We start from the raw sequence: 26,006 nt of genomic DNA, 5'->3' as shown, positions 1-26,006 counted from the left end.
GCCTTTTGTTTTTTTTTTTTGGTTTATTCCCTATTCACCTAAACCTACGCGCGCAAAAATCGTATCCACTTGCTTTAAATGATGATGATAATCAAATGCATCATCCAAGTCTTTTTCACTTAACGTAGACATAATGGTTTGGTCAGCTTCTAACAATGGTCGAAAATCCCGTTGTTCGTCCCAAGCTTGTGCCGTCTTCGGCTGAACAAGATCATATGCCTGTTCTCGAGTCATGCCATGATCGATCAATTTCAACATAACACGTTGACTATAGATCAAGCCAAAAGTCGCATTCATATTACGTTTCATATTTTCTGGGAAAACAGTCAGATTTTTGACGATCGTTCCAAAACGATTGAGCATATAATCAATCAAAATCGTTGTATCCGGGATAATAATCCGTTCAGCAGAAGAGTGAGAGATATCTCGTTCATGCCAAAGAGAAACATTTTCATACGCCGTCACCATATGGCCGCGGATCACTCGTGCTAATCCCGCCATATTTTCTGAACCAATAGGATTGCGTTTGTGCGGCATTGCGGAAGACCCTTTTTGCCCTTTAGCAAAAAACTCTTCAACTTCTCTTGTTTCTGATTTTTGCAATCCACGGATTTCTGTCGCAAATTTTTCAATGCTTGTTGCAATCAGTGCCATGGAAGCAAAATATTCTGCATGGAGATCTCGCGGCAACACTTGCGTAGAGATTTCTTGAGAACGAATCCCCAACTTGTTACATACATATTCTTCAACAAATGGCGGAATGTTGGCAAATGTTCCTACTGCACCGCTGATTTTCCCAGCTTCAACTCCAGCCGCCGCTCGTTCGAAACGTTCAATATTGCGTTTCATTTCAGAATACCACAAGGCAAGCTTCAACCCAAATGTCGTCGGTTCGGCATGCACCCCATGGGTCCGTCCCATCATGACAGTATATTTGTGTTCTTTTGCTTTTTCACCAATGATAGCTGTGAATGTTTCTAGATCTTTACGGATTAAGTCATTCGCTTGCTTCATCAAGTAACCATAAGCCGTATCTACCACATCAGTAGAAGTCAGCCCATAGTGGACCCACTTACTTTCGTCACCAAGCGATTCAGAGACAGCCCGGGTGAATGCGACCACATCATGGCGCGTCTGTGCTTCAATCTCTAAGATACGGTCGATATCGAAAGTTGCCTTCTCTCTAATTTTTTCCACATCTTCTTTGGGAATCTCACCAAGCTCGGCCCACGCCTCATCAGCTAAGATTTCGACTTCTAGCCATGCTTGGTATCGATTTTGATCTGTCCAAATTTTGCCCATCTCAGGTCTTGTATAACGTTCTAACATGCGTTACTCTCCTTTAATCCCAAATATTCGTTTGATAGATTTCTTCCAATGAAGCAGTAATGTCTTCGGTCAACAACGTAATGTGTCCCATTTTCCGACCGCTCTTTGCTTCTTCTTTGCCATAATAATGGAATTGCCAATCTGGCTTATGAGCAATCAGGTCATATGTTTCAATGAGTTCATCACCTAAGATGTTCACCATGACCGCATCACTCAACAGTTTAACCTCTGCAAGCGGCCAACCGCAGATCCCACGTACATGGGCATCAAACTGGCTCATAGAACAAGCTTCAATCGAGTAATGACCTGAATTATGTGGGCGTGGTGCCAACTCATTCACATATAGTCCGCCGCTTTTCGTTAAGAACAGCTCGATCGCTAAAACACCGCGTAAATCAAGGGCTTGCGCAATCACACGCGCGATCCGTTCTGCTTCCTCCGCTACCTCAGCATCGATTCGAGCAGGTGCAATCGTTTGATGCAAGATATTGTTGCGGTGGATATTTTCAACCACTGGGAAAGTGGTGATTTCACGACCATTCCCTGCCACCATGATCGAGAGTTCTTTTTCGTAAGGGATCCATGCTTCTAATTCACAAGTTCCTTCCCGCAAAAGATTCATCGAAGGCGCTAAATCAGCTGTGCTGTATAAAACATATTGCCCTTTGCCATCATAGCCTCCTCGAGTCGTTTTCAATACACAAGGATAGCCGATACTCTCGATGGCATCTTGAATATCGGTAGGACTGATGATTGTCGCATAAGGTGCAATAACAATATTATTGGCTTCTAAGAAAGATTTTTCTAACAAGCGATCTTGGGTGATTGCCAATAGATCAGTTCCCTGGGGAATATTTGCATAGGGCAAAATCGAATTCAAAGCCTCTACGCTGACATTCTCAAATTCATAAGTAATCACATCAGAACGCCGCGCCATTTCTTCCAGTGCAAAGACATCGTCATAAGCAGCAACAATATGCCAGTCAGCTACTTGTGCTGTCGGACAATTGGCTGTTGGATCCAGCACGCCGACACGGAAACCCATTTTTTTGGCACTCATTGCCATCATACGCCCCAATTGTCCGCCGCCAACGATTCCGATCGTCGCATTGGGCATCAAAGGTTTAATCAAGTTGATCACTACTTTCCACTACTTTTTCTTTCAACGTCTTTCTTCGTTGATCCAACTTTTCCGCTATTCCTAAATCATACATGGAAAGCATCTGAGCTGCAAGTAGTCCCGCGTTGATTGCACCAGCTTTTCCAATCGCTGTCGTTGCCACAGGAACGCCTCCCGGCATCTGTACGATGGAAAGTAACGAATCCAATCCATTTAATGTTCGTGATTGGACGGGTACGCCAATCACGGGTAACGTTGTTTTTGCAGCGACCATACCTGGCAGATGAGCGGCACCGCCAGCACCAGCAATGATTACTTTCAGCCCTTTTTCTCTTGCATTTTCGGCAAAGGAAAACATCAAGTCCGGTGTCCGATGAGCCGAAACAACCTTTTTGATATAGGGAATCCCAAGCTCCTCTAAAATCTCACAACTGTGTTTCATCGTCTCCCAATCCGACGTACTGCCCATAATGACTGCTACTTGTTCCATAAGACAACTCCCTTCGATTATTCACTTAAATACTAGCAAGTGACATCCATAAAGTCAAAAGAAAATCGAACTATAGAAAAAATACGAGATATATTGTTCGTCTTTTAACAAAAGATTATTTCTTCTCTCTAAAACAAAAAAAGCATCCTGTTGACCAGAATGCTTTCGTAAATCAAACTTCGTTAAATTCTCCTGATTCGACCGCTTCTTTTTTTGGTAAGCCATTGAATAAAAGATTCAAGATAATCGCAGTCATGCTGCTCATAACAATTCCGTTACCAGTAAACATTTGCAAGGTTTCAGGTAAGCGGCTAAATAAAGTTGGCATAATGTTGAACCCTAAGCCGAATCCCAGTGAAACAGCGATAATCAGCAAATTTTTGTCATTTGAATAGTCGACTTTCGACAACATTCTCATCCCTTGGACAGCCACCATGCCGAACATGACTAACATCCCGCCACCCAATACAGCTTCAGGAATGATTTGCGCCAAAGCACCAACTTTCGGAAACAAACCTAATATAATCAAAAAGACCGCAGAGAAATAAATCGGTTTACGGGTTTTGATACCAGATAACTGTACGAGCCCTACATTTTGTGAGAAGCCCGTATAAGGGAATGTGTTGAAGATTCCGCCCAGAATCACTGCTAACCCTTCAGCCCGATAACCTTTTTTCAATGATTCTGATGAAACAGGTTGTCCTGTAATATCTCCCAGTGCAAAATAGACCCCCGTAGACTCCACCATACTAACGATTGAAATAATGATCATCAATAAAATCGACCAAATATCAAAGGTTGGTAACCCAAAGTAAAACGGCTGCGGCAAATGAAAGACAGGCGCGTGAGAAATCGCGGATAAATCAACTAACCCTAAGACAGCTGCTAGCAAAGTTCCGCCGATCAAACCGATCAAAACAGCAATCGAACAAAGAAATCCTTTGGCAAAAATCTGAATACCAATAATTAATGCAATCGTGACAAAACCTAAGAGTAAATTGTCTGGTGCGCCAAAGGAAGCTGCGGCAGCATCCCCACCACCGATTTTGGTAATGGCAACGGGGATCAACGTCAAACCAATCACTGTAATGACAGTTCCCGTAACCAATGGCGGAAACAAGACTTTGATTTTTGAGAAGACACCGGAGATCAAAACAACAAAAATACCAGAAGCAATAATGGCTCCATAAATGGCACCGATCCCTGACTTAGTTCCGATCAAAATCAATGGTGAAACAGCTTGGATGGCACAGCCCAAGACAACCGGCAATCCGATCCCGAAGAAACGGGTGACGGTCAATTGCAGCAATGTTGCTACCCCGCACATAAAAATATCAATGGAAATCAAATAAGTCATTTGGGCTTCATTAAATCCTAACCCGGTTCCAATCAATAGTGGTACTGCGACAGCACCCGCATACATCGCGAGCAAGTGCTGCAACCCTAAGACAGCAGAGCGTCCATTTTGTTCGTTCATTAAGCGTCACCCTCCAAGAAAGTTGCTTTACCCTCGGATAAGGAAGCGATCCGCGCGAGAGAAACAACAGGAATCGACATTTCTTCAAGCAATGCTCGTCCAGATTGGAAGGATTTTTCAATGACGATTCCGATACCAGCAACCGTTGCACCGGCTTGCTGGCACAATTCGATCAATCCTTTTGCTGCTTGGCCATTTGCTAAAAAGTCATCGATGATCAATACATTGTCTTCCGCAGACAAAAATTTCCGAGAAATCGATACTTGACTCGTGACTTGCTTGGTAAAGGAATAAACCGAGGCTGTCAATAATTCTTCGTCCATTGTCAGACTTTTGGCTTTACGGGCAAAAATCATTGGCACACCTAATGTTTGTGCCGTAAATAAAGCTGGTGCAATCCCTGAAGCTTCGATAGTCACTACTTTAGTAATCTGCTCTGCTTGAAATCGTTTGGCAAATGTCGTGCCGATTTCCTGCATTAATTCCGGATCCACTTGGTGCGTTAAAAAACTATCAACTTTCAGAACGCCATCACCTAAAACATTTCCGTCTTTTTCGATCCGTTCGATCAACTTTTTCATCCTATACCTCTTTCCTTTCCATTTAGGCCTATCAACAAAAAAACACCTTTTTTGCTAAAGCAAAAAAGGTGCATCAATGGCACTTTTTTTACTTATAGTCCGATATTTACGGTATCGGGTAGAGACTGTCGACCTTATTACGACGATATACAAGTTAAATTTTATGAATGATAGGTTCGATTATGCCGAAGATTGATTAAAAAGGCAAGTTTAGAAAACTCTTCCAAAATAAGAATGTTCTCATTTTATTTCTCAACGCTCACTAATCAGGTTTTTCCATTTCCCGATAGTGCTGCATTTTTTTGCTGAATAACTCTCCATTGGAAGGTGGTGTATAGGTGATTGCATTGGCGCCTGCTTCGATCGTTTCTAAAATACTTTCATCTGTAGGGCCTCCAGTAGCGATGATTGGCAATTCAGGATACCGCTCGCGAAAATAACGAACAGTCTCAGCGGTTTTTTTTCCAGCACTGATATTGATCACTTTGACACCTAACTTCAATTTTTCATCAATTTTGGTATATTTACTAGTTACGGTACTGATCACAGGAATATCAATGACCTTACAGACCTGCTCCACAGTTTTCAGTGGTGTCGGACCATTTAGCACCACACCAATGGAACCTTGCGCTTCTGCAAACATGCTCATATAAGAAGAACGAAATCCTTGAGTCAAACCTCCTCCGACCCCCGAAAATACGGGAATATCAGCTGCCTCGATAATCGCTTTGGTAATCGCAGGGTGCGGGGTAAAGGGATAGACGGCAATCACCGCATCTGCATTGGTATTGCGGATGATTGCAATATCTGTAGTAAAAATGATCGAGCGGATCTGTTTGCCAAAAATTTGAATCCCGCTTGCTTGTCTGATAACTTTAGGAACTTTCACGATATCTTTTCGCAGTTCCGTTGTGATCTTTGGCATGTATTTTTCTTCCATGGGCACCCACTTCTTTCCGTCTATTGGTCGTATTGATTTAAATGATAGGTTTCAATTACACGAATGATTTTCTCTGCATAATCCGGATCTGTGGCATAACCAGCTTCTTGCAATGCTTTGGCAGCTGTTTTGTAGTCTGTTGCCGACAAAACATTTACATAGAGCGCTGGATTCCAGTCTACGCCATTGACAAAGAGCATCGTGTGGTCATCCATGGACTCTTCCCACGAATCATAGACTCGAAAATCGCCTTGGATCGTTACCCACTGCTCATTATAAAACTCTTGGGTATCTAATGTCACTTTTTTACTATGTCCAAATGCTTTGATTCCAAAAAGATTATTGTATTCACTAGCTAGTGTACTTTTGCCCCAATCAGACTCCAAGATGGCTTGCCCTAAAATAATGCTCGGTAAAATACCGTACCCCTTTTGCAATTCCTGTGCATGAGGTGCAATGCGATCAATAAATTCTTGCTGAGTCATTTCTTCACTATCCTCTTGTTTCGGCAAGGGATCGGCTAAACTGTTCATTGAAAAAATAAAAGCAAGTCCAATCAAGAGGATACCTAAAAAGACAAACGGCAGTCGAGTCTTCGTTGTTTTGCGTCGTTTACTCATTTTCTTCCTCCTGTTCTTTTACTTGCTCTAGAAATTCTTCCAGAGTCAGTTGATGTTTTTCAATATATGTAGCAGTTTCTACACCAACATAGCGTAAATGCCAAGGTTCATAATCGATCTGAGTAATGGCCTGCTTTCCTTCTGGGTAACGAATGATAAAGCCGTATTCCCGGGCATGCGCTTGCAGCCACTTGCCGCCATCTGTCTCACCAAATCGATGGTCCAATACGGTTTCTGGATAAGAATCATACCATTGTCGATCAACTACGTCTACGGCTAAACCCGTATGGTGTTCACTGTAACCTGGTTCTGTCATCGTTCGTTTGGTTGTTTCGATTGCCTTCTCTTTGCTTTGTCCTTGACTCATCAGCATCGTGACATTCTGATCAAAAACAGCCTTTTGCGAGGCGATGGAGCGAAAGGCGGAGATCATCACTAAAGGATGACCAGCTTTTTCTGCGGCAGCTTTTAATTTTTCATAGTCAGAAACGATTCGTTTGTCCACGAGATAGCCATTGGTTAATTTTGCTAATCCCCCCGTATCGATTTCAGTTCCTTTATTCAGGGGGCCCACTAAAACAAGCGCCCAATCATCTAAAGATATTTTGGGAAAATCTTTACTCTTCTGAGAGACTCTTGCTTGTTCTTTTTCACTGCTAGACGCCACTGTCTGACTACTTGCGATTGTTTCGCTGCTCGCTGAATGTTCCTGCTGCAGACTAGCTACCAAACTAATTAATAGAAAGCCAGCAGCAGCTAAGATACCTAAATATTTTTTCAAAAAAACCCTACCTTTAATTATATGTCTCTTCTAAATTCTCTTTGACCCATGCCAACAACTCAATTTTCTCATTCTTGATTTGTTGTTGGACAAAAGCAGGCAGACGGAAGTTCAAAATGTCGTCATAGCCCCATTCATCATACGTAATACTGACTCTTAAATCAAGGTATTGGGTACTTTCTTCAGATTGTGTTAATAATTCCACTTTTGCCAAATCATTTGAAAGCCACGTGCGTGCAATCTGTGTCTTCATTTTCTTGAATTCAGCTACCGCACTTGTTCTCTTTTCGGGATAGATCACCGTTTGACGAACAATTTTTTGAATCAGCATCCATTCATAATCAGAGAACAGCAATTTGATTTTCTGATTTTCAGCAGGTGTCAAACTCGCTGTCCCATTTTTCCAAGCCTCCCATTGTTCTCGATCGATTCCAAGCTGCGTTTCATAGAAACGAGCTTCCGTAGAATATTGTTCAATAACTGTACTTAAAATAATTGCAATAGACACGTTATGCATCATACATCCCTCCTGTATCTATTTTACTGAAAGCTGGACATAAATGGAACTTTTAACTTTGGCTTTGCAATATTTTTAAGATTCACTAAGTTTTGTTATACTAAAAACGAAGGAGCTGATAGAAAATGAAAAAATATCGTTGGGGCATAATTGGCCTTGGAGACATCGCCACACAATTTGCCGCTGGATTTGCAAGCCATGCTAGCGATTTGTACGGTGTCTGTGCCCGCCGTTACTCAAAAGTCCAAGCATTTGCGGAACGTTTCTCGATTCCTCAGGCTTATGAATCTGCTGAAGCAATGTTGGCTGATCCATCGATCGATATCGTCTATATTGCGGTACCAAATGATATCCACCATCACTACATCATGGCAGCACTGGCAGCAGGGAAACACGTTCTTTGCGAAAAAGCGATCACTACAAGTGGCGATGAACTTGCTGAAGAACTGGCCTTAGCCAAAGAAAAAGGATTGGTTTTAGAAGAGGCGATGACCATCTACAACATGCCGCTTTATCACCGTCTAAAAGAAATCGTAGCCTCTGGCAAACTAGGAAAATTAAAAATGATTCAAGCACCTTTTGGCAGTTACAAGGATCCTGATCCTCAAAATCGTTTTTTCAATCCTGATTTAGGCGGCGGTGCACTGCTTGACATTGGTACTTATGCCGTCTCTTTTGCCCGCTTTTTCATGAGTGAGTCACCAAAGGTAGAATTCAGCAGCATGAAGCCTTTTGAAACCGGCGTTGATGAACAATCCGTGACGATTTTGCGTAACCCAGCTGATGAAATGGCCAGTGTGACCCTAACTTTCCAAGCTAAAATGCCAAAAACAGGAATCGTTGCTTTTGAAGAAGGCTATATCACAGTCGAAGAATATCCGCGGGCTGATAAAGCAACCATCCACTATCGTGATGGCTCCAATGAGTTTATTGAAACAGGCGATACGACCCAAGCACTAAATTACGAAATCGCCAATATGATTAAAACTATTGAAGGGACTTCTAAAGGATCGATCCATCTAACAAGCGACGTCATTGCCGTCTTAGACCAGATGCAACAATTTTGGAAGCAAACAAAATAAAACAATTGACTGCCCAGCGATTTGATTCGCTGGGCAGTCGTATTCTTTCCTTTTCTTAATGATCCCGTTCAGCAAATTCGGCTTTGATTTCAATAAAACGTTTAAACGACTGCAAAAATTGAAACAATTGCGCGCGATTTTCAAACTCCTCGCGATTTCTAGGCAGCGGTTTTTGTCGATAATCTTGATACAACTCTTCGATCCTTAGCAAAAGGTCTTCGCCGTCGTTAGCTTCATCAAATGTTTCTGCGGTATACAGCAGCAAGGCACGAAATTTCTCTGTATAAACTTCTTCTACCCAAATGGATCGCAAGAGACCAATCATTTCTGTCAACAAACGAACTTGCGCACGCCGCATCGCGAAATACGCTTCATAGTAACTATTCTTTTGGCTCCATTGGTTTTCTTGATGGACCTGTGCTTTTTCTTGTCCTTGTCGAATCTTTGCCAATAATGATTGACATTGCCCTTGCAAGGTCAATCGAGAAGGTTGATTTAAGTGTTCAGACATATCTTTTAAAAGTCTTTTAAACGTCTTTTCTGTTTCTTGCTGCAATTCTTTCAGTTCTTTTTCTCCATCTGGCATATAAAGATTAAATACTAATGCAAAGCCAACTCCGAGAATCATGAGCAAGAATTCATTGACGATCAAGCGCCAAGCAAAGGATTCTTCCAGTAAATAGTGCGTTACTAAGACTGAATTGACCACGATGCCATCTGTCAATGAAAAACGGACAGCCATTGGGATGAACAAAAACAAAAAGAGCACAAACCCTAAAGGATTATATCCCAGAAGCGAAAAACTGCAAAATGCCAGAATTGTCGCCAGTGCCAGTGAGATCAAGCGTCCAATGCCCGTATAAAGCGATGTTTTCTTTGTGTTGCCTACGCTCAAAATCGCAATGATCCCTGCGGCTGGCGCATATAATAACCCAATCGCTTGAGCCACTGCCATCGATAAACCCGAAGCAATCGCTGTCTTGACTGTTCTCATTCCAATTTTCATTCTGCACCTCCTTTCAAAGTATACTAAACAAAAAAGGATTTCACTAGAATTTATCGGTTATTTTGGTTATGATTAAAGAAAAGGAGGAAATCGATCATGCAATTTGGCCGCTTTCGTTTAGGGATGCGAACGATAAAAACCGCAATTGCTGTCATGTTGTGTATCTTGCTGTTTCGATTTTTGAATCGCGGACAGCCTTTGATCGCTGCCCTTTCCGCTGTCTTCTCACTACGTCAAGATTTAACAACGACCCTTTCTTTTGGGAAATCACGAGTTTTAGGAAATTCGATCGGTGGGGCTACTGCCATCATCTACTTCTTCATGAAACAGTATTTCCACAATGATTTTTTGATCGAGTTATTGGTACTCCCCGCTTTAGTGGCCTTCATTATCGTTCTTTCGGATGGGATCAATAATAATTCCGGTATTATTTCTGGGATTGCTACGATGTTATTGATCACTCTTAGTGTTCCACAAGGAGAGTCTTTTATTTTTGCATTAGATCGCGTGTTAGACACTTTTATTGGTACGCTGATTGCGATCTTCATCAATTTTGTCTTGAGGCCTCCCGAAAAAGAAAAACAAGCAGAAATCAAAGAAGACTTGGTTGTATTGAAGGAAAGAGAAACGGAATTGAAAACTATGCTGGAAGATGTTCAAGAAGAAATCTCCAAGCAGCAAGAACAAAAATAAACGCCCTCTCACTACTTAGCTTTTTACGTATCAAGACAGCTTGTGAGGAAGGCGTTTTTGCTGTTTTCTTTTGTTGGGCAAGAAAAATTTGATCTACCTTCCAGCTATTGATGAAAATCGATAAAACAATTAAACGTTTTTACAAAAAAAGCACAGATCACCAATTGGCGATCTGTGTCTTTTTTCTGCTTAAGCTTCGTACCGGCAAACACCATCTAAAAATGTCGCTTGCAGATTCATTTGAGGGTCCAACACGATAAAGTCAGCTGCTCGACCTTTCTTGATCATGCCGCATTTGTCATCGATTTTACAACTGATTGCTGGCACTAGACTTGCCATCATGATTGCTTCTTGCGGGGTAGCAATCTCCCACTCAACAACATTTTTGATGGCTTCTTTTAATTTCAAAATACTTCCGGCCAAGTTTCCTTCTTTTAGACGAGCTGTTCCATCTTTTACGACAACAGGGAATTCTCCAAGAATATAATCTCCATCCGGCATACCTCCTGCCATCATACAGTCGGTGATCAAAGCAACATGGTCATGCCCGGCTTTTTCCATCAAGATCTCAGCCGCTTGCGGATGAACATGATGTCCATCACAGATCAATTCAGAGAATACTTCTTTTAATGATAGCAATGCTCCTACCATCCCTGGTTCTCGGTGATTTAGTCCTCTCATTCCGTTATAGGCATGAACAAAAACACTGGCTCCTGCTTCAACAGCAGCTTCAGCTTCCTGTAAAGTCCCATTACTATGACCTAAGGCAACCACAACACCTTCTTCTGTCACTTGAGACACAAAATCGGTAACGCCTTTACGTTCAGGAGCTAAGGCAATTTTTTTGATAATCCCACCAGAAGCTTCCTGCCATTCGTGGAATGTATCGATGTCTGGATCACCAAAATAGATTGGATTTTGAGCGCCTTTGTGTTCTTCAGTAAAGAAAGGTCCTTCAAAATAAATCCCTTGGATTTTCGCACCGGTAACAGAATCTTTCACTTGTCCGACAGTTTCTGCTACATCTCTTAGACGTTCTTTGCTGGAAGTCAATGTCGTCGGCAAGAAAGAAGTTACACCACAAGACAATAAGCCTTCTGACATAGCTTTGATCCCTTCTGCATCGTTGTCCATGACATCGTGGTTCATGAACCCATGGATATGGGTATCTACGAGTCCTGGAGCTATCCATTGCCCAGAATAATCAGTTACTTCCGCATCTTCCGGTACTTCATTGACGATATCGCCAAATTTGCCGTCAATGATCTCCAGATAACCTGCCCCATGAACAGCTGACTTCAAAAAGAATTTGTCCGCATAAATATATGTTTTCATCTTGATCGCTCCTTATTTCTTTTCTTCCTTAAAATTACTCTTATTTGAGTAAGAAGTCAAGAAAGGTCTACACCATTTCTCGATGAATTTCGAATATCGACGACCGCTTGATAAAGAGCAAAACTTTCATCGGCTGCTTGCTGATTGTCAAGAGCGACAAAGACATGGCCTTTCAGTTCAAATAATTCTTCTAAAAAATAGAAACTGTTCTTTTCTCTGGCAAGATCGATACCTTCTTCTAGAATTTGTAAAGCAGTGGTGAATTCTTCTTGTTTCGCTAAAAAAACTGCATAGTTGTAGAATACTTTGGTCAAGGTTGTGGTCATCCGTTCTGCCGGCAGCACTTGCACCCCATGGTAACTTTTTTCTAGATAAAAACGTGCTTCTTCTAATTGCTGCATATCATTATACACTCGCCCCATACAACTTAAGAGTCGAATCTCCATCACAGAGATATTGATTTTATCTTGCTGATAAGAGTAGGATAAGCCTTTTTTAAGGCTTTCAATCGCTGCTTCATAATCTTGGAACAAGAAATATTCGCAACTCCCTAAAAAGTAATAGTACATTTGCATGTCTGCGTCCAAATATAGATAGTCCATGATCGTTTTATCCTGCAGTTTGGTCAATAACTCTTGGTACTCTTTATGAACAAAATGGCTTTCCATTTGAGCGAACACTTGATTCGTTCGATTGATCTCTTCAGCATGGAGCATCATTACTTGATCTAAGGTAACGCCTAATCGTTGACAGATTTGATGCATGACCAATACATTCGGTAATTCTTCATTATTTTCGATCCGGCTCAAAACACTTTGTGAACAGATATCTTCTGCCAACATCTTTTGTGTCATCTTGCGCTTTTTGCGGAACGTGCGAATGATTTGGCCAAAGGATTCTTGTGAATTTGCCATGACTCTCCTCCAACTTTTTCAACATTAAAAAAAATGCGAATTCGCATTTTTAATTTTCTTCATTTTAGCACATAATAGCAAAAAGGAAAGCAATTCCAACAATATCTTGGTATTTTTTAACAATTTAAAACGAGGTGTTTCTATGACGATTAACAGCACCATTACCTTCACTTGGGAAGGCAAGGTCTATGCAGGAAAAGTCGAAAGAGAATATGAAAATTCGGTTCTTGTGCAAGTGACAGACCCTAGCGAAGAAATGCTGGAAAAATTCAATGATCGAATGATCATCAGTAAAAAAAATGTCAGCAGACTGCTGACTAAGCATATGCAATAAGCGCTATGATTTTAAGATATTCGATCAATCAAAAAAACGAGCAGTTGGATCTGGTCCGATGCCTTGCTACAAGGTACAGGATAAGGAGCCAACTGTTCGTTTTTTTTACTATTGTTCATTCCTACTATTGCTTACTTATTTTTGCTGATAAGTGGCTAAAAACTCCCGCATCTTTTCGGTCGTTGCTTTCAAATCATCCATATTCGGTAAATAAACGATTCGGAAATGATCTGGTTCTTGCCAATTAAATCCGCCCCCGTGCACTAATAGCACATGGTGCTCATGCAGAAAATCCAACACAAACTGTTCATCATTCTTAATATTGAAGCGTTTGACATCGATCTTAGGGAAAATATAAAATGCCGCTTTAGGTTTAACGGCTGATAAACCAGGAATGTCATTCAATGCTTGATAAATATACTCTCTTTGCTCATAGATCCTTCCTCCTGGAAGCAGCAGTTCATCCGAACTTTGATAGCCACCTAACGCCGTCTGAATGATCTGCTGAGAAAGAACATTTGAACAAAGCCTCATAGAGGAAAGCATATTCAAGCCCTCAATATAATCTTTAACGTTTCTCTTATCCCCGCTAAGGACCATCCAGCCAACCCGGAATCCGGCTACACGATGTGATTTAGACAATCCACCAAGAGTCACAACAAAGCGATCCGGAGCTAATGTAGCGATTGGGACGTGAACATAATCATCCATCACTAACCGATCATAGATTTCGTCAGAAAAAATAATCAAGTCATGGTCGCGAGCCACATCAACAATTTGCTGCAATACTTCTTTTGGATAGACAGCACCTGTAGGATTATTAGGGTTGATGATCACGATGGCTTTCGTTTTACTTGTGATTTTTGAACGAATATCTTCAATATCTGGGTTCCAGTCAGATTGTTCATCGCAAATGTAGTGTACAGGTTTTCCACCAGCTAAAGAGATCGATGCCGTCCATAAAGGATAATCAGGCATCGGCACCAACACTTCATCGCCATTATTACATAGCCCTTGCATACACATGGTGATCAGTTCTGATACACCATTTCCGGTATAAATATCATTGATCGTCACATTTGGAAACTTTTGTAATTGATAATATTGCTCGATGGCTTTGCGGGCTGAAAAAATCCCTTTAGAATCAGAGTAGCCTTCAGACTCCCGCACATTCATAATCAAGTCACGGACGATCTCATTTGGCGCTTCAAAACCAAATGGTGCCGGATTACCTGTATTCAATTTCAAGATGCTGATGCCTTCTTCTTGCATCCGTTCTGCTTCTTCTAGGACTGGTCCCCGGACATCATAACTTACGCCTTCTAGTTTTGATGACTTTTCAAATTTTCTCATTCGAATTCTCCTTTGACAGTAGAATCAATGCAAATTACCTTGGTTCTAGTGATATTCTTTTTTAAAAGATTGCATTTATTATAGCAAAAAGTTTAGAAAAAAAACGGTCAAATTGACAGAACTTTACGACTTTTAAATAAATTCTTTTCTAAAAGAAACGAATGAACGCTCTTTTATTGCCTAGCCGTTCATTCGTTTTTGTTCAGTCATTCTCTGGAAAGAATTTTAAATAGCGTTCAGCTAATGCGAGATGGCCAATTGAAAATTCTGTAAAACCAGCTTCAATAAAGCGTTGCGGCAGCTGAGGATCACTGATTTCGATTAAATAGACCTGTTCTTGAAGATCGATTGTCAATGTTGTTAATTCGGGAAATGAAACCAAAAACTCTGGATCTTTTGCTTTTAAATAAATTGGTTCATCTACTAAAGAATTCTTTCCCAGGTATTCATGGATAATCTTGCCATCTTTCAAAAACAAAACGCGATCTGCATAACTATCCAAATTGGTCAAAATATGGGAAGCAATCAGGATCGATTTCTTTTTCTCCCGCAACCCTTTTAAAACGTTAGAAATCAATTCCACATTGGTCGGATCCAACCCATTCATGACTTCGTCCATCAACATATAGGGCGTGTCTGTCACGATCTGCATCGCAAAACACAGTCTTTGACGCATCCCCAACGAATAGGTTCCAACCGGCCGCTTGATATAGTCAGTCATTCTTAATTGATTCACGGTTTGATCAATCAGCGCTTCCTCTGATCGCCACATTCGTTGATAAAGTTTTAAATGTTCTAATCCGCTGAGATCATTATATAGATCGTTCTGATCAGGGAAAAAAGAGATTTTCTGGTGAGCTGCCATTTCTGACTTCTTGGACGTGTAAAGCTGTGTTTGATCGAGAAAGATCTCCCCACTAGTCGGCTGAACAAAATTCATCAATACATTGAGTAGTGTTGATTTTCCAGTACCGTTCGGCGCCACTAAGCCGACGATTTCTCCAGGATGAAAGTCCAACGTTAAATCATCCAAAACATTTCGTTTAAATGTCACAGTTACGTTTTTCATTGCTAACATTTCCAAACCTCCTAAACAAGCTTAAATTGCTTCTGCTGTACACGAACAAAAAGACCGATCTCGATCAGCAGCCACACTACACCAAAAAGCAGCAGTCCTTTCGCAAGGACAAACTCAGAGGACCCAAAATAAAAACGGCTGAATCCTGAAAGGATCTGACCATAATTTTGATACAAATAGGCATCATTTGATTTATCCAAGAATGCACTAAACCAGCGTCTCTGAAAAATAAGTGGACTAATCAAGCCAAAACCAGCAAGAAAGAGATTGGCTAATTCTGAGCGCCAAAGTGTGCTAAGCAAGAGAATGCCTCGGATATAGATCAATTGCAGCACGATTCCTACCCCCATACACTGAAGTAAGAAAACTCCAACAGGGCGTGTATAAAAAACATCGGCAGAAGAAATAGGATAACGGGCATCAAAGGATGAAGACAAGATACTGACGGGTAGGTCCAATGAGCCAAAGCCGAATTGGCAGCCGACACCGATCCAAATCAAAACGAGTGTACTGATCATCATCAGTGTTGACACAATAAACAGTGCCGCTGTTTTCGCCCAAAGAATCTCATCTACCGTCACCGGCAAAGATAAGAATAAGCTTTTGTGTCGACGATCTTTGGTCAGACTATCGATTGCCAAAAAGATCGTCACGCCAAGAAAGAGAAACGGCAAGTAATTCGTAAATGCCCGCTGGACAGATTGGATACCCGTTTTTTGTTCCAACACATACTTGGAAAGCTTTTTGTTTGGTAATTGACTGGCACTTTCCATCCATTTTGCAGTGGAGGCATAGCCGTATTTCCCATCATAAGCCGCATAATAGTTCTGATAAGTATAATAGTCAGGCGTGAAGAAAATTGTTTCATCATCGGTATATTGGAGACTCAGCTGATACCATTGGCTCGTTGCTTTGGCATACTTTTGCCAATCATTGGCAGCTAGGGAAGTTAATCGTAAGCTATCTGCTTGATTCCATGGCTCGAACATCGCTACTGCCATGACGGCGGACCAATGATCTGAGGGATTTTCTGCTTGTTCATCCAAAAAGGATTGTCTAGTCAAATACCGCTGTTCAATTTCATTTTTGTCTATTCGCTCAATTGGCCGATAGGTGCGATCACGAAAACTGTATACGCCAGCAACGATTACTAACAAGCACCATAGCCCGATCGTTTTTTTACTTTTGATTAATTGCTGTAGTTCAAAGAGAAAATAATTTTTCATTATATGACTCCTTTCGCTAGCCAGTTTTTCTTATCTGCGATCAACAAGAAGGCGACCGCTCCCCCCCCCCATAAGAAAAGAAGGATCAAAGCTGTCCCTAACCCGACTGTCGATTGCGATCTGACTGCAAACTCACCTGTGAGGATCTTTTGCAAATCAAAAACAGCAAAAGGGGAATATTTACTGAATGGTGTACTAGCTATTGTACCGAGACCATAGCAAAGACAAAGGAGAAAAAAAGAAACATAGCGATTTGGAATCAAAACATTGGCCACAAAGCCCAGTAATTCTGTCACAATAATCAAACTTGTCAAAAGCACGAGTACCAATAGAAAGTATTGCCAGAAAGGTACGGCATGCCAAGTATGATGATAATAGATAGCCGTTGGATAGTGCCAATCCCCCCATCGTCCGATCACCGACATGGCCGCAGTGATTCCTAGAAGCAACAGGCTGATCGTTGCCAGATGACCAATCATCTTTACCCCGACTTTACTGATCATCCTTATAGGGAAGACTTGTGGATAGGAATGGATCAGAGAAAAATGGCGCTTTTCTTCCAGCAAATTATCGCTAGCAAAAAATGCCAAGAATAAAAAGCCAAATCCCAATAACACTTGAATAGTCAACGCAACAGCAGTCTGCGCATTGTCAACAGTAAGAAAAGGAGCTTTTTCCTGTTCTTCTAACTGCGCTGCTACCACTTTATTTTGCTGCAATTGCCAGATAGATGGTAAAAAGGCTTTATCTGGTAAAGCGGTTTCCCATAATTGCAGCTGAATTGTTGCAATCTCTTCACTGGTCCGATTGAAACGAGGAAATTCTTCCATGATTAGATTCGAGGCTTGCCGATTAGATAATGTGTTGTTTGCCAGCAGCAGTTGATAGGTTTCTTGCTTGTCCTGAGATTCATTTGGATAATTCTGATAATTGTCTACAAGCCGTAATGCTTGCGCTTTTTGCATAGTGATTTCTGCCTGTACATTCACTGGTTCCATGAATGTAAGATAAAAAGCGAGCCCCACACCAATCAAGAACGCTGCCATCATCGTAAACAAAAAACGGCGCTGCCGAATCGATTTAGCCAGCAGATTTTTAAAGTAGTTCATTTATCAATCTCCTTAAAGCTCCAAAGTTATTTTCTCATTATACCAGATTCTGCCACTTAAATATTTTTTTTCAATAAAAAGCGAGAAAAATGCCCTTTTATAAATCCCTAAAATAGCATTGACAAACGTGAAGATAATCGGTAACATGTTTTTTAGACGTGATGGCTGCAATCAGCTGTCAGTCTACAAAAACAATAAGCAGACGTGGTGGAACGGCAGACACGCACGCTTGAGGGGCGTGTGAGCTTAGCTCGTGTGGGTTCAAATCCCATCGTCTGCATCGTACCGGCAAATTACTTCGGTAATTTGCTTTTTTTGTATTTCCAGTTCAATTAGTTGTATGCAATTGTTATTTATAAATCTATGACAAAAACACAACTAGGACGAAATTGCCGTCCTAGTTATGTGGTTTTGTCATTTTCGGTTATACTGTTTCTAAGTATTTCTTCTATTTGTCTATACGTAGAGTCAAACACATAGAAGATTGCATGGAAATTCTATCTTGATCAAAGGAGCGAGAACATGTCTGATGAACGATGGCTGCAATTGAGGAGACGCCGAAAAATCGAATTGTATCTTTGCTTGATCGTGGTTATGCCGATGGTCTACGGATTATGGTTCAATCTAATTTTTCTTATCAGATATACGACTTTACTTTTTTGCATTGCAGTACTCACGGCTCTCTATGAGTTGCTCAAACTTCTCTATGATAAAAGAAACCAAAAAAAAGAAACTAGAGTCAGCAAATAATTGCTTTTCATTTAGACCGTCGTTAGTCAGATCTCACTAATTAACAGCACTCGATTGACCAGTAAAAAAGAATGAACTTGTCTATAAAAAGACACAGACAACCGAGCTGTTTTGGTTTAAACATTGTCTGGTAAATACGTGCAGGACACTTTCTTGATCCTTTAGTATTTTTACACCATTCTCATCGATCTCCCCCTTAACATATACGTACGAATAAAATCATAAAAAAGGAGAAATAAGATGAAAAAAATCTGTTTCGTTTTGACTGCAAGTAATGGGCTCAGTTATACCACATTGTCACCAGCGTTCTTTTTTGCAGATTATTCTGAGCTTAAGAATTATTTCGCCAATGATTATGATGTCTCAATCAATTATTTCCGCGATAAAGACCAAGTGGATTATTTGGTTGTACCTGATCCATTTGTCCCGTTTGACAACGAAAATGATCTGCCGATCATCAATGTCCCAGCCAACTATTTTGTTACAAAAGACTATAAACAAATAAAAAAAACACTAGCTGCGTTTTTTATTAACAATCCCTAACTATACCAGAACAATAGCTACGTTTTTGAGCCAATCAATCGATTACAGGAGTTCATATTGAAAAATCAAATAAAGCTACATTATTACCCAAAAGTTTGGGCATCTTTACTCTATTTACTACTGATTTTTTTGGCACTATTTGCCTATTTATCAAAATATCTAGATATAACCTTTTTTACAGCGATTTACCCCGACTTTTATTTACACATTTCCAATTTCTCTATTAGCTTGATCATTGGTCTGCTAGGGTATTTTTGGTTATTGATGGGCGTCAAATTCACCTATACTCTCGGATTGACTATTTTCTTGCTGATTGCCAATTTATTAAGCGAAACGGTATTAGGCGTTATGAATACCCCCGATCCCCTAGACATGTTTTTTGGATTTGTTGGTACCCTGATTGCTGCTGTTCTACTGTGGGTGATCTCTAAATTTGGTCTCAAACTTGCAGCCGAAGAATCTCAGTAACTTTCTGCTTATGAATCTTTGGAAAAATAATTTGGTAACGAGACGCTTACTTGCTCTTTATCAAGCAAAAGGGGTTATTTTGACAACTAATGGCAGAATCAGCCTGTAAAAAGCAGCTTCTTCTCACTGACAGACGCTCGATCCATGCGCATGACGAAAGCTCTTTGCTCCTCAATTCTTTATGAGAAATTTTTTCAGATCTGTTTTCAGATTTCGATCACTAAAGTTAACGACCTAACGACCTACACTAGCAGCTACGCTGCTTTTTTGTTACTCTCTCTATCTTTCATGCGATTGAATAGGCATTTTAAAACTTATACTTATGATATAGTAATAAAAAAGAGACTAGGAGTTGATCGTATTGGATCCTTTTGAATCTGTTGCTGCAAAACTGACCGACTTGAACATTTCCTTTGAAGTGATCGAACACCCGCCTGCAAGTACAACTGCGGAAGCAGACAGCTATATTGCTGGAATTGATGGGGTTCGAACAAAATCGATGTTTTTAACCAATAAAAAAAAGACCGCCTATTATCTCCTAATAATGGACGATCAAAAACGGCTTGATCTAAATCTGCTCAAAGAAATCACTGGTGAATCACGAGTCAAATTAGCTTCTCCTGATCTTTTGAGGAAAAAAATGCACTTGCCACCTGGCGTTGTCTCCATATTTGGGCTCTTAAACAATTCGGAGCGAGATATTCAGATTTTCTTTGAGCGCGAAATCACTAAAGAACCACGAATGAGTTTCCATCCTAATACAAATACCAAGACGATCTTCCTTGCTACCAAGGATGTATTCAACTTTTTAACGGTCAATGGCTTTTCTTATCAGATCATAGATATCTCCTGATTTTCATGGGGTTGTGCTGGAATCAGTCCGCACAGCCCTGATACTTTTTACTGGCATCTATTTTGTCAAACCCGCCAGTCACCCCTCATCAATGTGCACAAAACTTGCTGCCCGGCAAACTATCATCTAAAAGGTATTTTTTGCTTCACATCCGCAACTGACTTTCAAAAACAAAAAAGGACCCGCTGGCGGGTCCCCGCTTATTTTTTTGTCATTGATACTTTCATTAATTGATGTTTCCAGACGGATTGGACGCCATATAATCCAATCGCAAGAATACCAATCAATGCCAAGTAAGCAAATTTCGCCATTGGATCGATGCCATAATTAGTCATAAATGGGTCTTGAACAAATAGTACCAGCAAACTAGTTAAAATCAATGAAACCCATAGCGTATTCATCAGATGCCACCATTTCATGTTCCTGCACTCCTTTTTTGATATGCCAAGTATCTCATAAAGCCGATCTTTCCCCATCCGTCTTTAGACTGAAACTGCTATCAAGGATTCAAAAACATCAAAAGCTATCATTTTTACCTAGTATTCCATTTTGACTTGGATACCATTTGGATCCAATAAAGCCAAACGCCTACTTGATTCAAGAGTAAAGGATACATTTTCCTTCTCAAGATGCGTGAGCAATGACTCAAAGGCTTCTTTGTCTGGGAGCACAAAGGTATAATAAGCCAATCCTAGATCATTGTCTGCCATAGGAGTCACACCTTTGCCCATCCAAGTATTCGAGCCAATATGGTGATGATAATCTCCTGCCGCAAAAAATTTTGCTTGGTTCCCAAAATTATTTTTTAAGCTCAGTCCTACGACTTGGGTATAAAAAGTTTCTGTCTGGGCTAAATCAGCAACTTTTAAATGAACATGTCCCACAATAGTACCTGTGGGGAAACTTGATTGTTGGCTGTCTGCTGCTGCGACAACCCCCTCTGCATCCATTTCTTTTGTAATTCCAACAATTTCGCCATCTTCTCGAATATCCCATTCAGATTTAGGTTTATCACGATACACTTCAATCCCATTCCCCTCGGGATCTGTTAAGTACAATGCTTCGCTGTAGCCATGATCACTGGCGCCATCGATCGGTGCATTGCTTTGCAAATAATGGATCAATGTATTGCCTAAATCTTTGCGAGTCGGCAAAAGGAAAGCGACATGAAACAGTCCTGTTTTCCTTGTGAGAGGCAATGGATTTTCGACTTTGATCAATTCAAGCAGTATTTTCTCTGCCGTACCTAAGCGAGCTGTCTGCTGATTTTTTTCGATCAATGATAGTCCGATCACTTGAGTATAAAAAGCAATCATTTTTTCTAAGTTGGCTACTTTTAAGACAACTTTCCCAATTTGAGTCTGTTCATGAAGTTGAAATTCTGGAATAATCACCGTCATTGTTTCTGCTCCTTTTCTCATCTCGAATGGATGACTTGTTACTTTAATAATAACACTAACTTAAAGTAAGTAAAGAGATTTGCTTGACTAGCAGAATTCTTCATTTTTTGCCAAAACACGCATCCTTCTCCCAAAGCGATCGGTGGCTGTCTCAATTTGTTGATAGCCCAATTTTTCATACAAACCTGTCAGCTGAGTGACAATATAGATCGTATCAAAACCGATCTGATGCAAGCGTCGTTCTGCAGCAGATACCAATTGCTGACTAAGATGATTGCCGCGATAGCTGGGAGCAACATACACGGTCGCAATAAAAGGAGCGACTTGAAGAGGGACAATATCCTCTTTGACGATCGTACAAAATCCAGCTAATTGATTGTGGGCAACAGCCACAAAAACGCCTTCCCAGTCGTTATAGATTCTCTGACGCATCTTATTTGCTACAAATGCAGCAGCTTTCCAATCGACGCTGGCAATTTGATCCGCATAAGCCAACCAGTTTGGTTGATCTTTTTGCAAAAATTTAATTTCCATTTCAAAAATCCTTCCTTATTGAAATTAAGCAGCATTCGCATTATTTTACCACTTTCGGCTTGATAATTGTTTTTTCGGAAACCCTTTTTGGCGTAGTTGGCTTCTCTAATAAAATAAATTCTTATAAAGCACAGACGATATAAAACGGCTGGCAAGCCCCCTCTAGGCTGCCAGCCGTTTTTATATCTGATTTACTTTCTGATCCATCAATACGCATCATTGTAGTTTCAGAACTGTTGATTGTTATTGAGTATGGTGGTTCAGAGTGGTTTGTCCTATGAACTAAAATTTTAAAACACCGTACTTTCACCATGTTTTCTCTCACCAAATCCCCAAATATCGATTGCTCCAACTGCATAGCCCTCAGCGATCAATGTTTCGAGAAAACTTTCTGGCTGCAAATAGTGACTGCTACTGCGTAATTCTTCTTTGCCAATAGAAAAACTGCCTCCATGAGAGTGGTTGAAAAGAACAAACGGCACTAGCTTTTTCTCATAAGGATAGGCAAAAATAAGCCGACACTGGTTCTTGTTAATTGAGTTCTAACAAAAACTTTTCGAGACAATCGTTTTCTCATAAAAGAACTTTCTTACAAGAACTATTGGTTCCTTTCTATGAAATGATCCAAACCTTTGCAACGTTTGCCGCTGTTTCACGAAAAATCACCATGAAGCACGAGAGGCTTACCATTTTCTTGGGAACGGTCAACTTCAATCCCCTGGCTATTCTCGATATGGAAGGCATGTTCAACATCGACTAATTCTAAACGGTCAAAATGAACATTTTTAGCACAGCCAATATAGAATCCTTGACTAGTCATCTCTTCCATTCCAGTCATCATAGCTGGTTTTCCGGGTATGGGCTCTTTTGCCATGGAAATTGCTACTTCATGAAACGAGATATCTGAAATGAATTGTTCAGATAAACCATAAATAAAACCAGCAGCAGCATGAACATTTCGCGCGGAGATATTGGCAAAATGAATTCTCCTAAACTGAGGAGTCTCCTCAGAGATTGGGTAAGGATTTTTATCCCAAACATACTTTTCTTTTCCTTTGGGACCACAAAAATAATACAAATTCAGCGTAAATGGGCAAATCACACTGTCCATAATTAGGTTGTTCACTCGAATATCCTCAATAACCCCGCCGCGTCCTCTACGAGATTTCAAACGAATGCCGCGATCGGTGTCTTGGAATATACAATTTGAGATGGTCACATTGCGAATATCTCCGCTCATTTCGCTTCCTAAAACGACCCCACCATGACCATGGAGCATTTGACAGTTGCTGATCGTGATATTTTCACAGGAAACGCGTTCTTTTGTCTCTTCTGTTCCTGATTTAATGGCAATACAATCATCCCCTACATCGATCAAACAATTGCTGATACGAACATTTTTGCAAGACTCCGGATCAATGCCATCAGTATTTGGCGAGTCTGCAGGATTTTTGATCTTAATATTATCCACAGTGATGTCTTGGCATAAGATTGGATTGACTGTCCAGCTAGGAGAATTAACCAAACTAACATCTCGCAATGTGATTTGCTGACAGGAATCAAAACTGATCAGTTTTGGTCGCGGATATTCTAGCTGCTCTGGATGATTGCGAAAGACATCCCACCATTTCTGACCTTGACCATCTATCGTGCCAAAACCTGTGATTGCAATATTTTCGGCACCGTCGGCATAGATACAAGAAGCATAGACTTCCCGTTTCACCCCTTCCCAACGCGAAACCACCACTGGATACTCTTTGGGATCATCCGAGAATCGAAGAACAGCTCCCGGTTGTAGATGGAGTTCAACATTACTTTTTAACATCAGTGAACTTGTTGGATACACACCCGAGGCAAACATCAGCCTCCCTCCTCCTGCCTGATGAAGCTGATCGATATACCCTTGGATTGTTGCTGTCACTGACTTTTCATTTAAATAATCGTTGATGTCAATACTAATTTCCATTCTTTTCCCCTTCCTTCTTTAAAGGTTCTATTAAAAGGCTAGTTTGCACAGCTGTGCAAATCCTTTAAAGCGATCTGAATTTTTTGATCGAGATTTCCTTTGACTTGCTGAACGAAATTTTGCTGATTTTGGACCAATGTTTTCTGAATATCCTTATACGTGCGATGATAAATGAAACTTCCAAACGCCATTATTAAAACGCTTCCAATTATAGAAACTGGAAGGAAAATGTTATAAAAAAAGGTTGAATGTTTCTGATTAGCCCTACCCTTTTCATGAGATTTCTCCTGTAATTACTGACAGAATCATTTCTTAAGATATGTCCATTCTAGCATAAAAAATTTCTTGTGAATACAGGTTCAAAGAAAAAAGTTAACGTGTGCATTATTGATATATTGACATTCCTCTCTTTAGGATATATGCTAAAACCAATGAGAAAGTCGAGGGATACATATGGTCACTATCAAAGATATTGCAAAAATCGCAGGCGTCTCCCATACCACGGTTTCAAGAGCGTTAAATGACAGTCCACTAATCAAGCCAGCCACAAAAAAGAAAATTGGTGACATTGCGCGTTCTTTAAATTATACGCCGAATGTCAATGCCAAAAGTCTAGTCAATCAGAAGTCGTATATTATTGGCCTTTACTTTTCTAATTTGTCGGCAGGTACATCGGATCGCTTTTTGGTTGAAGTGATCAAGGGAATCAATACCACCCTACCGCCAGAGTATCGCTTAGCGGTCCACGATATGACGACCCTCACCAGTCCAGTTGAGGACTTGCCAAGGATGGATGGCATCATCGTTATGAGTCAAAGCGATCAAGATGACACTTTCATCGAAGAAATCAGTCACTTAGATTTGCCGGTGGTCGTTCTCAATCGGCAAATGGATAAGCCATCATTTTTAAATGTCACAAGCAATGATGCGCAAGGCGTTTATCAAGCCATTGACTACACGATTCAGTTAGGCTATAAAAAAGTTGCGATCATTGAAGGCAAGCCAACTTTTCGTTCCAGTATAGAGCGTAAGAAAGGTTTCATGCGGGCTCTTACTAAGCACGGGCTAGCGTTTCCAACAGAATACGCTGTCACTGGAGACTATTCTATCGAGAGCGGTCGAAAATGTGCCAAACAATTACTGGAACTTGCAGAGCCGCCAGAAGTGATTTTCTGTTCCAACGATGACATGGCCATTGGCGCAATCAACACTTGTCTTGAATATGGCCTTGCAATCCCTGCCGATATCGCCATTATTGGATTTGACAATGTCCCGTTTTCAAAATATACGAATCCCCCGTTGACAACCATTAGCAAGCCCGTTTTTGAAATGAGTCAGCTTGGGGCACAACTGCTTCTAGATTCAATCAACGGTTCTGTTTCACAAAAACAATACCTTTTAGATACAGAACTAACAATCAGAGATTCCCTCTAGCATTCGCTTCTTGAATGCTTTTGGCTGTTGCCAAAAAATGTTAACGTGTGCAAAATGGCAGACGTTCATTATA

Annotated in this window: 28 protein-coding genes, 1 tRNA gene and 1 riboswitch; of the genes, 8 read left to right on the top strand and 21 right to left on the bottom strand. The window is 40.7% G+C overall.

Annotated elements, in window-relative coordinates; genetic code table 11:
* Positions 1-30: 30 nt before the first annotated feature.
* The 9 genes from purB to IGJ28_RS09805 all read right to left on the bottom strand — a co-directional run bounded on the left by purB (position 31) and on the right by IGJ28_RS09805 (position 7,855).
* Positions 31-1,329: an adenylosuccinate lyase gene (purB, locus tag IGJ28_RS09845; RefSeq protein ID WP_252711866.1), complete on the bottom strand. Its 1,299-nt coding sequence runs from the start codon at positions 1,327-1,329 to the stop codon at positions 31-33.
* Positions 1,330-1,342: 13 nt separating this feature from the next.
* Positions 1,343-2,461: a 5-(carboxyamino)imidazole ribonucleotide synthase gene (gene purK / locus IGJ28_RS09840; protein ID WP_029486900.1), complete on the bottom strand. Its 1,119-nt coding sequence runs from the start codon at positions 2,459-2,461 to the stop codon at positions 1,343-1,345.
* Positions 2,454-2,939, bottom strand: coding sequence for a 5-(carboxyamino)imidazole ribonucleotide mutase (purE, locus tag IGJ28_RS09835; protein WP_003127192.1), 486 nt, complete (start codon positions 2,937-2,939; stop codon positions 2,454-2,456). Before purE ends, purK begins: the two co-directional genes overlap by 8 nt.
* 172 nt (positions 2,940-3,111) lie before the next feature.
* On the bottom strand, positions 3,112-4,416 hold the full coding sequence (locus tag IGJ28_RS09830; protein WP_438845350.1) for a nucleobase:cation symporter-2 family protein: 1,305 nt from the start codon (positions 4,414-4,416) through the stop codon (positions 3,112-3,114).
* A complete protein-coding gene (locus tag IGJ28_RS09825; protein WP_003127190.1) occupies positions 4,416-4,997 on the bottom strand; it encodes a xanthine phosphoribosyltransferase in 582 nt (193 codons plus the stop codon). Before IGJ28_RS09825 ends, IGJ28_RS09830 begins: the two co-directional genes overlap by 1 nt.
* A gap of 75 nt (positions 4,998-5,072) precedes the next feature.
* A riboswitch (purine riboswitch) is annotated at positions 5,073-5,170 on the bottom strand.
* 89 nt (positions 5,171-5,259) lie between these two features.
* Entirely contained in the window at positions 5,260-5,937 is a 678-nt protein-coding gene (locus IGJ28_RS09820; RefSeq protein ID WP_029486902.1) for a hydrolase, read from the bottom strand.
* A gap of 20 nt (positions 5,938-5,957) precedes the next feature.
* Positions 5,958-6,557 (bottom strand): glycoside hydrolase family 73 protein, encoded by a 600-nt coding sequence (locus IGJ28_RS09815; RefSeq protein ID WP_003127188.1) that lies wholly within the window; start codon positions 6,555-6,557, stop codon positions 5,958-5,960.
* Positions 6,550-7,338 (bottom strand): M15 family metallopeptidase, encoded by a 789-nt coding sequence (locus tag IGJ28_RS09810; RefSeq protein WP_156247350.1) that lies wholly within the window; start codon positions 7,336-7,338, stop codon positions 6,550-6,552. Before IGJ28_RS09810 ends, IGJ28_RS09815 begins: the two co-directional genes overlap by 8 nt.
* Before the next feature lie 13 nt (positions 7,339-7,351).
* A complete protein-coding gene (locus IGJ28_RS09805; protein WP_034704725.1) occupies positions 7,352-7,855 on the bottom strand; it encodes a hypothetical protein in 504 nt (167 codons plus the stop codon).
* Positions 7,856-7,980: 125 nt separating this feature from the next.
* Between IGJ28_RS09805 and IGJ28_RS09800 the strand changes: the two genes are divergently transcribed.
* Positions 7,981-8,937, top strand: a complete 957-nt coding sequence (locus IGJ28_RS09800; protein ID WP_438845349.1) for a Gfo/Idh/MocA family protein — start codon at positions 7,981-7,983, stop codon at positions 8,935-8,937.
* Between the two features lie 55 nt (positions 8,938-8,992).
* Here IGJ28_RS09800 and IGJ28_RS09795 read toward each other — a convergent pair whose 3' ends face one another.
* Positions 8,993-9,943: an aromatic acid exporter family protein gene (locus IGJ28_RS09795; RefSeq protein WP_005472481.1), complete on the bottom strand. Its 951-nt coding sequence runs from the start codon at positions 9,941-9,943 to the stop codon at positions 8,993-8,995.
* Positions 9,944-10,039: 96 nt separating this feature from the next.
* On the opposite strand from IGJ28_RS09795, the gene IGJ28_RS09790 reads away from it, so the two are divergent.
* On the top strand, positions 10,040-10,636 hold the full coding sequence (locus tag IGJ28_RS09790; protein WP_003127183.1) for an FUSC family protein: 597 nt from the start codon (positions 10,040-10,042) through the stop codon (positions 10,634-10,636).
* A 189-nt stretch (positions 10,637-10,825) separates the two neighbouring features.
* Here IGJ28_RS09790 and nagA read toward each other — a convergent pair whose 3' ends face one another.
* Both nagA and IGJ28_RS09780 read right to left on the bottom strand, forming a co-directional pair.
* Positions 10,826-11,971: an N-acetylglucosamine-6-phosphate deacetylase gene (gene nagA / locus IGJ28_RS09785; RefSeq protein ID WP_103300052.1), complete on the bottom strand. Its 1,146-nt coding sequence runs from the start codon at positions 11,969-11,971 to the stop codon at positions 10,826-10,828.
* A gap of 56 nt (positions 11,972-12,027) precedes the next feature.
* Positions 12,028-12,885 (bottom strand): helix-turn-helix domain-containing protein, encoded by an 858-nt coding sequence (locus IGJ28_RS09780; RefSeq protein WP_252711865.1) that lies wholly within the window; start codon positions 12,883-12,885, stop codon positions 12,028-12,030.
* A 142-nt stretch (positions 12,886-13,027) separates the two neighbouring features.
* Between IGJ28_RS09780 and IGJ28_RS09775 the strand changes: the two genes are divergently transcribed.
* Positions 13,028-13,219 carry a DUF2187 domain-containing protein gene (locus IGJ28_RS09775; RefSeq protein WP_021150977.1) on the top strand — a complete coding sequence of 64 codons (192 nt, stop codon included), beginning with the start codon at positions 13,028-13,030 and terminating at the stop codon, positions 13,217-13,219.
* A gap of 135 nt (positions 13,220-13,354) precedes the next feature.
* Here IGJ28_RS09775 and IGJ28_RS09770 read toward each other — a convergent pair whose 3' ends face one another.
* From IGJ28_RS09770 to IGJ28_RS09755, 4 genes are all read right to left on the bottom strand, one after another.
* Positions 13,355-14,572 (bottom strand): pyridoxal phosphate-dependent aminotransferase, encoded by a 1,218-nt coding sequence (locus IGJ28_RS09770; protein WP_003127177.1) that lies wholly within the window; start codon positions 14,570-14,572, stop codon positions 13,355-13,357.
* Between the two features lie 202 nt (positions 14,573-14,774).
* On the bottom strand, positions 14,775-15,650 hold the full coding sequence (locus tag IGJ28_RS09765) for an ABC transporter ATP-binding protein (protein ID WP_252711863.1): 876 nt from the start codon (positions 15,648-15,650) through the stop codon (positions 14,775-14,777).
* Positions 15,651-15,661: 11 nt separating this feature from the next.
* A complete protein-coding gene (locus IGJ28_RS09760; RefSeq protein ID WP_252711862.1) occupies positions 15,662-16,876 on the bottom strand; it encodes an ABC transporter permease in 1,215 nt (404 codons plus the stop codon).
* Complete coding sequence (locus IGJ28_RS09755; protein ID WP_438845348.1) at positions 16,876-17,985, bottom strand: hypothetical protein; 1,110 nt, start codon at positions 17,983-17,985, stop codon at positions 16,876-16,878. The genes IGJ28_RS09760 and IGJ28_RS09755 overlap by 1 nt, the downstream gene beginning before the upstream one ends.
* 198 nt (positions 17,986-18,183) lie before the next feature.
* Between IGJ28_RS09755 and IGJ28_RS09750 the strand changes: the two genes are divergently transcribed.
* From IGJ28_RS09750 to IGJ28_RS09735, 4 genes are all read left to right on the top strand, one after another.
* A tRNA-Leu gene (locus tag IGJ28_RS09750) sits at positions 18,184-18,265 on the top strand.
* A 710-nt stretch (positions 18,266-18,975) separates the two neighbouring features.
* The gene (locus IGJ28_RS09745; RefSeq protein WP_103300049.1) at positions 18,976-19,278 is read left to right on the top strand and encodes a hypothetical protein; all 303 of its coding nucleotides are present in this window, start codon (positions 18,976-18,978) and stop codon (positions 19,276-19,278) included.
* 57 nt (positions 19,279-19,335) lie between these two features.
* Entirely contained in the window at positions 19,336-19,746 is a 411-nt protein-coding gene (locus IGJ28_RS09740; RefSeq protein WP_003127172.1) for a hypothetical protein, read from the top strand.
* A gap of 361 nt (positions 19,747-20,107) precedes the next feature.
* On the top strand, positions 20,108-20,599 hold the full coding sequence (locus IGJ28_RS09735; RefSeq protein WP_138371794.1) for a prolyl-tRNA synthetase associated domain-containing protein: 492 nt from the start codon (positions 20,108-20,110) through the stop codon (positions 20,597-20,599).
* Between the two features lie 200 nt (positions 20,600-20,799).
* Here IGJ28_RS09735 and IGJ28_RS09730 read toward each other — a convergent pair whose 3' ends face one another.
* The 5 genes from IGJ28_RS09730 to IGJ28_RS09710 all read right to left on the bottom strand — a co-directional run bounded on the left by IGJ28_RS09730 (position 20,800) and on the right by IGJ28_RS09710 (position 24,499).
* Complete coding sequence (locus IGJ28_RS09730) at positions 20,800-21,018, bottom strand: hypothetical protein (RefSeq protein ID WP_005472469.1); 219 nt, start codon at positions 21,016-21,018, stop codon at positions 20,800-20,802.
* A 117-nt stretch (positions 21,019-21,135) separates the two neighbouring features.
* Positions 21,136-21,999 carry a VOC family protein gene (locus IGJ28_RS09725; RefSeq protein WP_208774235.1) on the bottom strand — a complete coding sequence of 288 codons (864 nt, stop codon included), beginning with the start codon at positions 21,997-21,999 and terminating at the stop codon, positions 21,136-21,138.
* 87 nt (positions 22,000-22,086) lie between these two features.
* Positions 22,087-22,533 carry a GNAT family N-acetyltransferase gene (locus tag IGJ28_RS09720; protein ID WP_438845347.1) on the bottom strand — a complete coding sequence of 149 codons (447 nt, stop codon included), beginning with the start codon at positions 22,531-22,533 and terminating at the stop codon, positions 22,087-22,089.
* Between the two features lie 290 nt (positions 22,534-22,823).
* Entirely contained in the window at positions 22,824-23,015 is a 192-nt protein-coding gene (locus tag IGJ28_RS09715) for a hypothetical protein (protein WP_252711861.1), read from the bottom strand.
* A 170-nt stretch (positions 23,016-23,185) separates the two neighbouring features.
* Positions 23,186-24,499, bottom strand: coding sequence for a glycoside hydrolase family 28 protein (locus tag IGJ28_RS09710; RefSeq protein ID WP_438845346.1), 1,314 nt, complete (start codon positions 24,497-24,499; stop codon positions 23,186-23,188).
* A 453-nt stretch (positions 24,500-24,952) separates the two neighbouring features.
* Between IGJ28_RS09710 and IGJ28_RS09705 the strand changes: the two genes are divergently transcribed.
* Complete coding sequence (locus IGJ28_RS09705) at positions 24,953-25,933, top strand: LacI family DNA-binding transcriptional regulator (RefSeq protein ID WP_438845345.1); 981 nt, start codon at positions 24,953-24,955, stop codon at positions 25,931-25,933.
* Positions 25,934-26,006: the final 73 nt, after the last annotated feature.

Origin of the sequence: Enterococcus sp. AZ091 (genome assembly GCF_051714805.1) — a bacterium.
Taxonomy (GTDB): Bacteria; Bacillota; Bacilli; order Lactobacillales; family Enterococcaceae; genus Enterococcus_D; species Enterococcus_D gallinarum.
This window is presented reverse-complemented; position numbering and strand designations above follow the sequence as displayed.

Excerpts from the sequence above, each read along its gene's own strand:
- IGJ28_RS09815 (WP_003127188.1), bottom strand. The coding sequence starts at position 6,557 with ATGAGTAAACGACGCAAAACAACGAAGACTCGACTGCCGTTTGTCTTT.
- IGJ28_RS09730 (WP_005472469.1), bottom strand. The coding sequence starts at position 21,018 with ATGAAATGGTGGCATCTGATGAATACGCTATGGGTTTCATTGATTTTA.
- nagA (WP_103300052.1), bottom strand. The coding sequence starts at position 11,971 with ATGAAAACATATATTTATGCGGACAAATTCTTTTTGAAGTCAGCTGTT.
- IGJ28_RS09770 (WP_003127177.1), bottom strand. The coding sequence starts at position 14,572 with ATGAGAAAATTTGAAAAGTCATCAAAACTAGAAGGCGTAAGTTATGAT.
- IGJ28_RS09745 (WP_103300049.1), top strand. The coding sequence starts at position 18,976 with ATGAAAAAAATCTGTTTCGTTTTGACTGCAAGTAATGGGCTCAGTTAT.
- IGJ28_RS09720 (WP_438845347.1), bottom strand. The coding sequence starts at position 22,533 with ATGGAAATTAAATTTTTGCAAAAAGATCAACCAAACTGGTTGGCTTAT.
- IGJ28_RS09755 (WP_438845348.1), bottom strand. The coding sequence starts at position 17,985 with ATGAACTACTTTAAAAATCTGCTGGCTAAATCGATTCGGCAGCGCCGT.
- IGJ28_RS09795 (WP_005472481.1), bottom strand. The coding sequence starts at position 9,943 with ATGAAAATTGGAATGAGAACAGTCAAGACAGCGATTGCTTCGGGTTTA.
- IGJ28_RS09705 (WP_438845345.1), top strand. The coding sequence starts at position 24,953 with ATGGTCACTATCAAAGATATTGCAAAAATCGCAGGCGTCTCCCATACC.
- IGJ28_RS09790 (WP_003127183.1), top strand. The coding sequence starts at position 10,040 with ATGCAATTTGGCCGCTTTCGTTTAGGGATGCGAACGATAAAAACCGCA.
- IGJ28_RS09760 (WP_252711862.1), bottom strand. The coding sequence starts at position 16,876 with ATGAAAAATTATTTTCTCTTTGAACTACAGCAATTAATCAAAAGTAAA.
- IGJ28_RS09710 (WP_438845346.1), bottom strand. The coding sequence starts at position 24,499 with ATGGAAATTAGTATTGACATCAACGATTATTTAAATGAAAAGTCAGTG.
- IGJ28_RS09820 (WP_029486902.1), bottom strand. The coding sequence starts at position 5,937 with ATGGAAGAAAAATACATGCCAAAGATCACAACGGAACTGCGAAAAGAT.
- IGJ28_RS09830 (WP_438845350.1), bottom strand. The coding sequence starts at position 4,416 with ATGAACGAACAAAATGGACGCTCTGCTGTCTTAGGGTTGCAGCACTTG.
- IGJ28_RS09725 (WP_208774235.1), bottom strand. The coding sequence starts at position 21,999 with ATGACGGTGATTATTCCAGAATTTCAACTTCATGAACAGACTCAAATT.
- purB (WP_252711866.1), bottom strand. The coding sequence starts at position 1,329 with ATGTTAGAACGTTATACAAGACCTGAGATGGGCAAAATTTGGACAGAT.
- IGJ28_RS09805 (WP_034704725.1), bottom strand. The coding sequence starts at position 7,855 with ATGCATAACGTGTCTATTGCAATTATTTTAAGTACAGTTATTGAACAA.
- purE (WP_003127192.1), bottom strand. The coding sequence starts at position 2,939 with ATGGAACAAGTAGCAGTCATTATGGGCAGTACGTCGGATTGGGAGACG.
- IGJ28_RS09765 (WP_252711863.1), bottom strand. The coding sequence starts at position 15,650 with ATGTTAGCAATGAAAAACGTAACTGTGACATTTAAACGAAATGTTTTG.
- IGJ28_RS09800 (WP_438845349.1), top strand. The coding sequence starts at position 7,981 with ATGAAAAAATATCGTTGGGGCATAATTGGCCTTGGAGACATCGCCACA.
- IGJ28_RS09825 (WP_003127190.1), bottom strand. The coding sequence starts at position 4,997 with ATGAAAAAGTTGATCGAACGGATCGAAAAAGACGGAAATGTTTTAGGT.
- IGJ28_RS09780 (WP_252711865.1), bottom strand. The coding sequence starts at position 12,885 with ATGGCAAATTCACAAGAATCCTTTGGCCAAATCATTCGCACGTTCCGC.
- IGJ28_RS09775 (WP_021150977.1), top strand. The coding sequence starts at position 13,028 with ATGACGATTAACAGCACCATTACCTTCACTTGGGAAGGCAAGGTCTAT.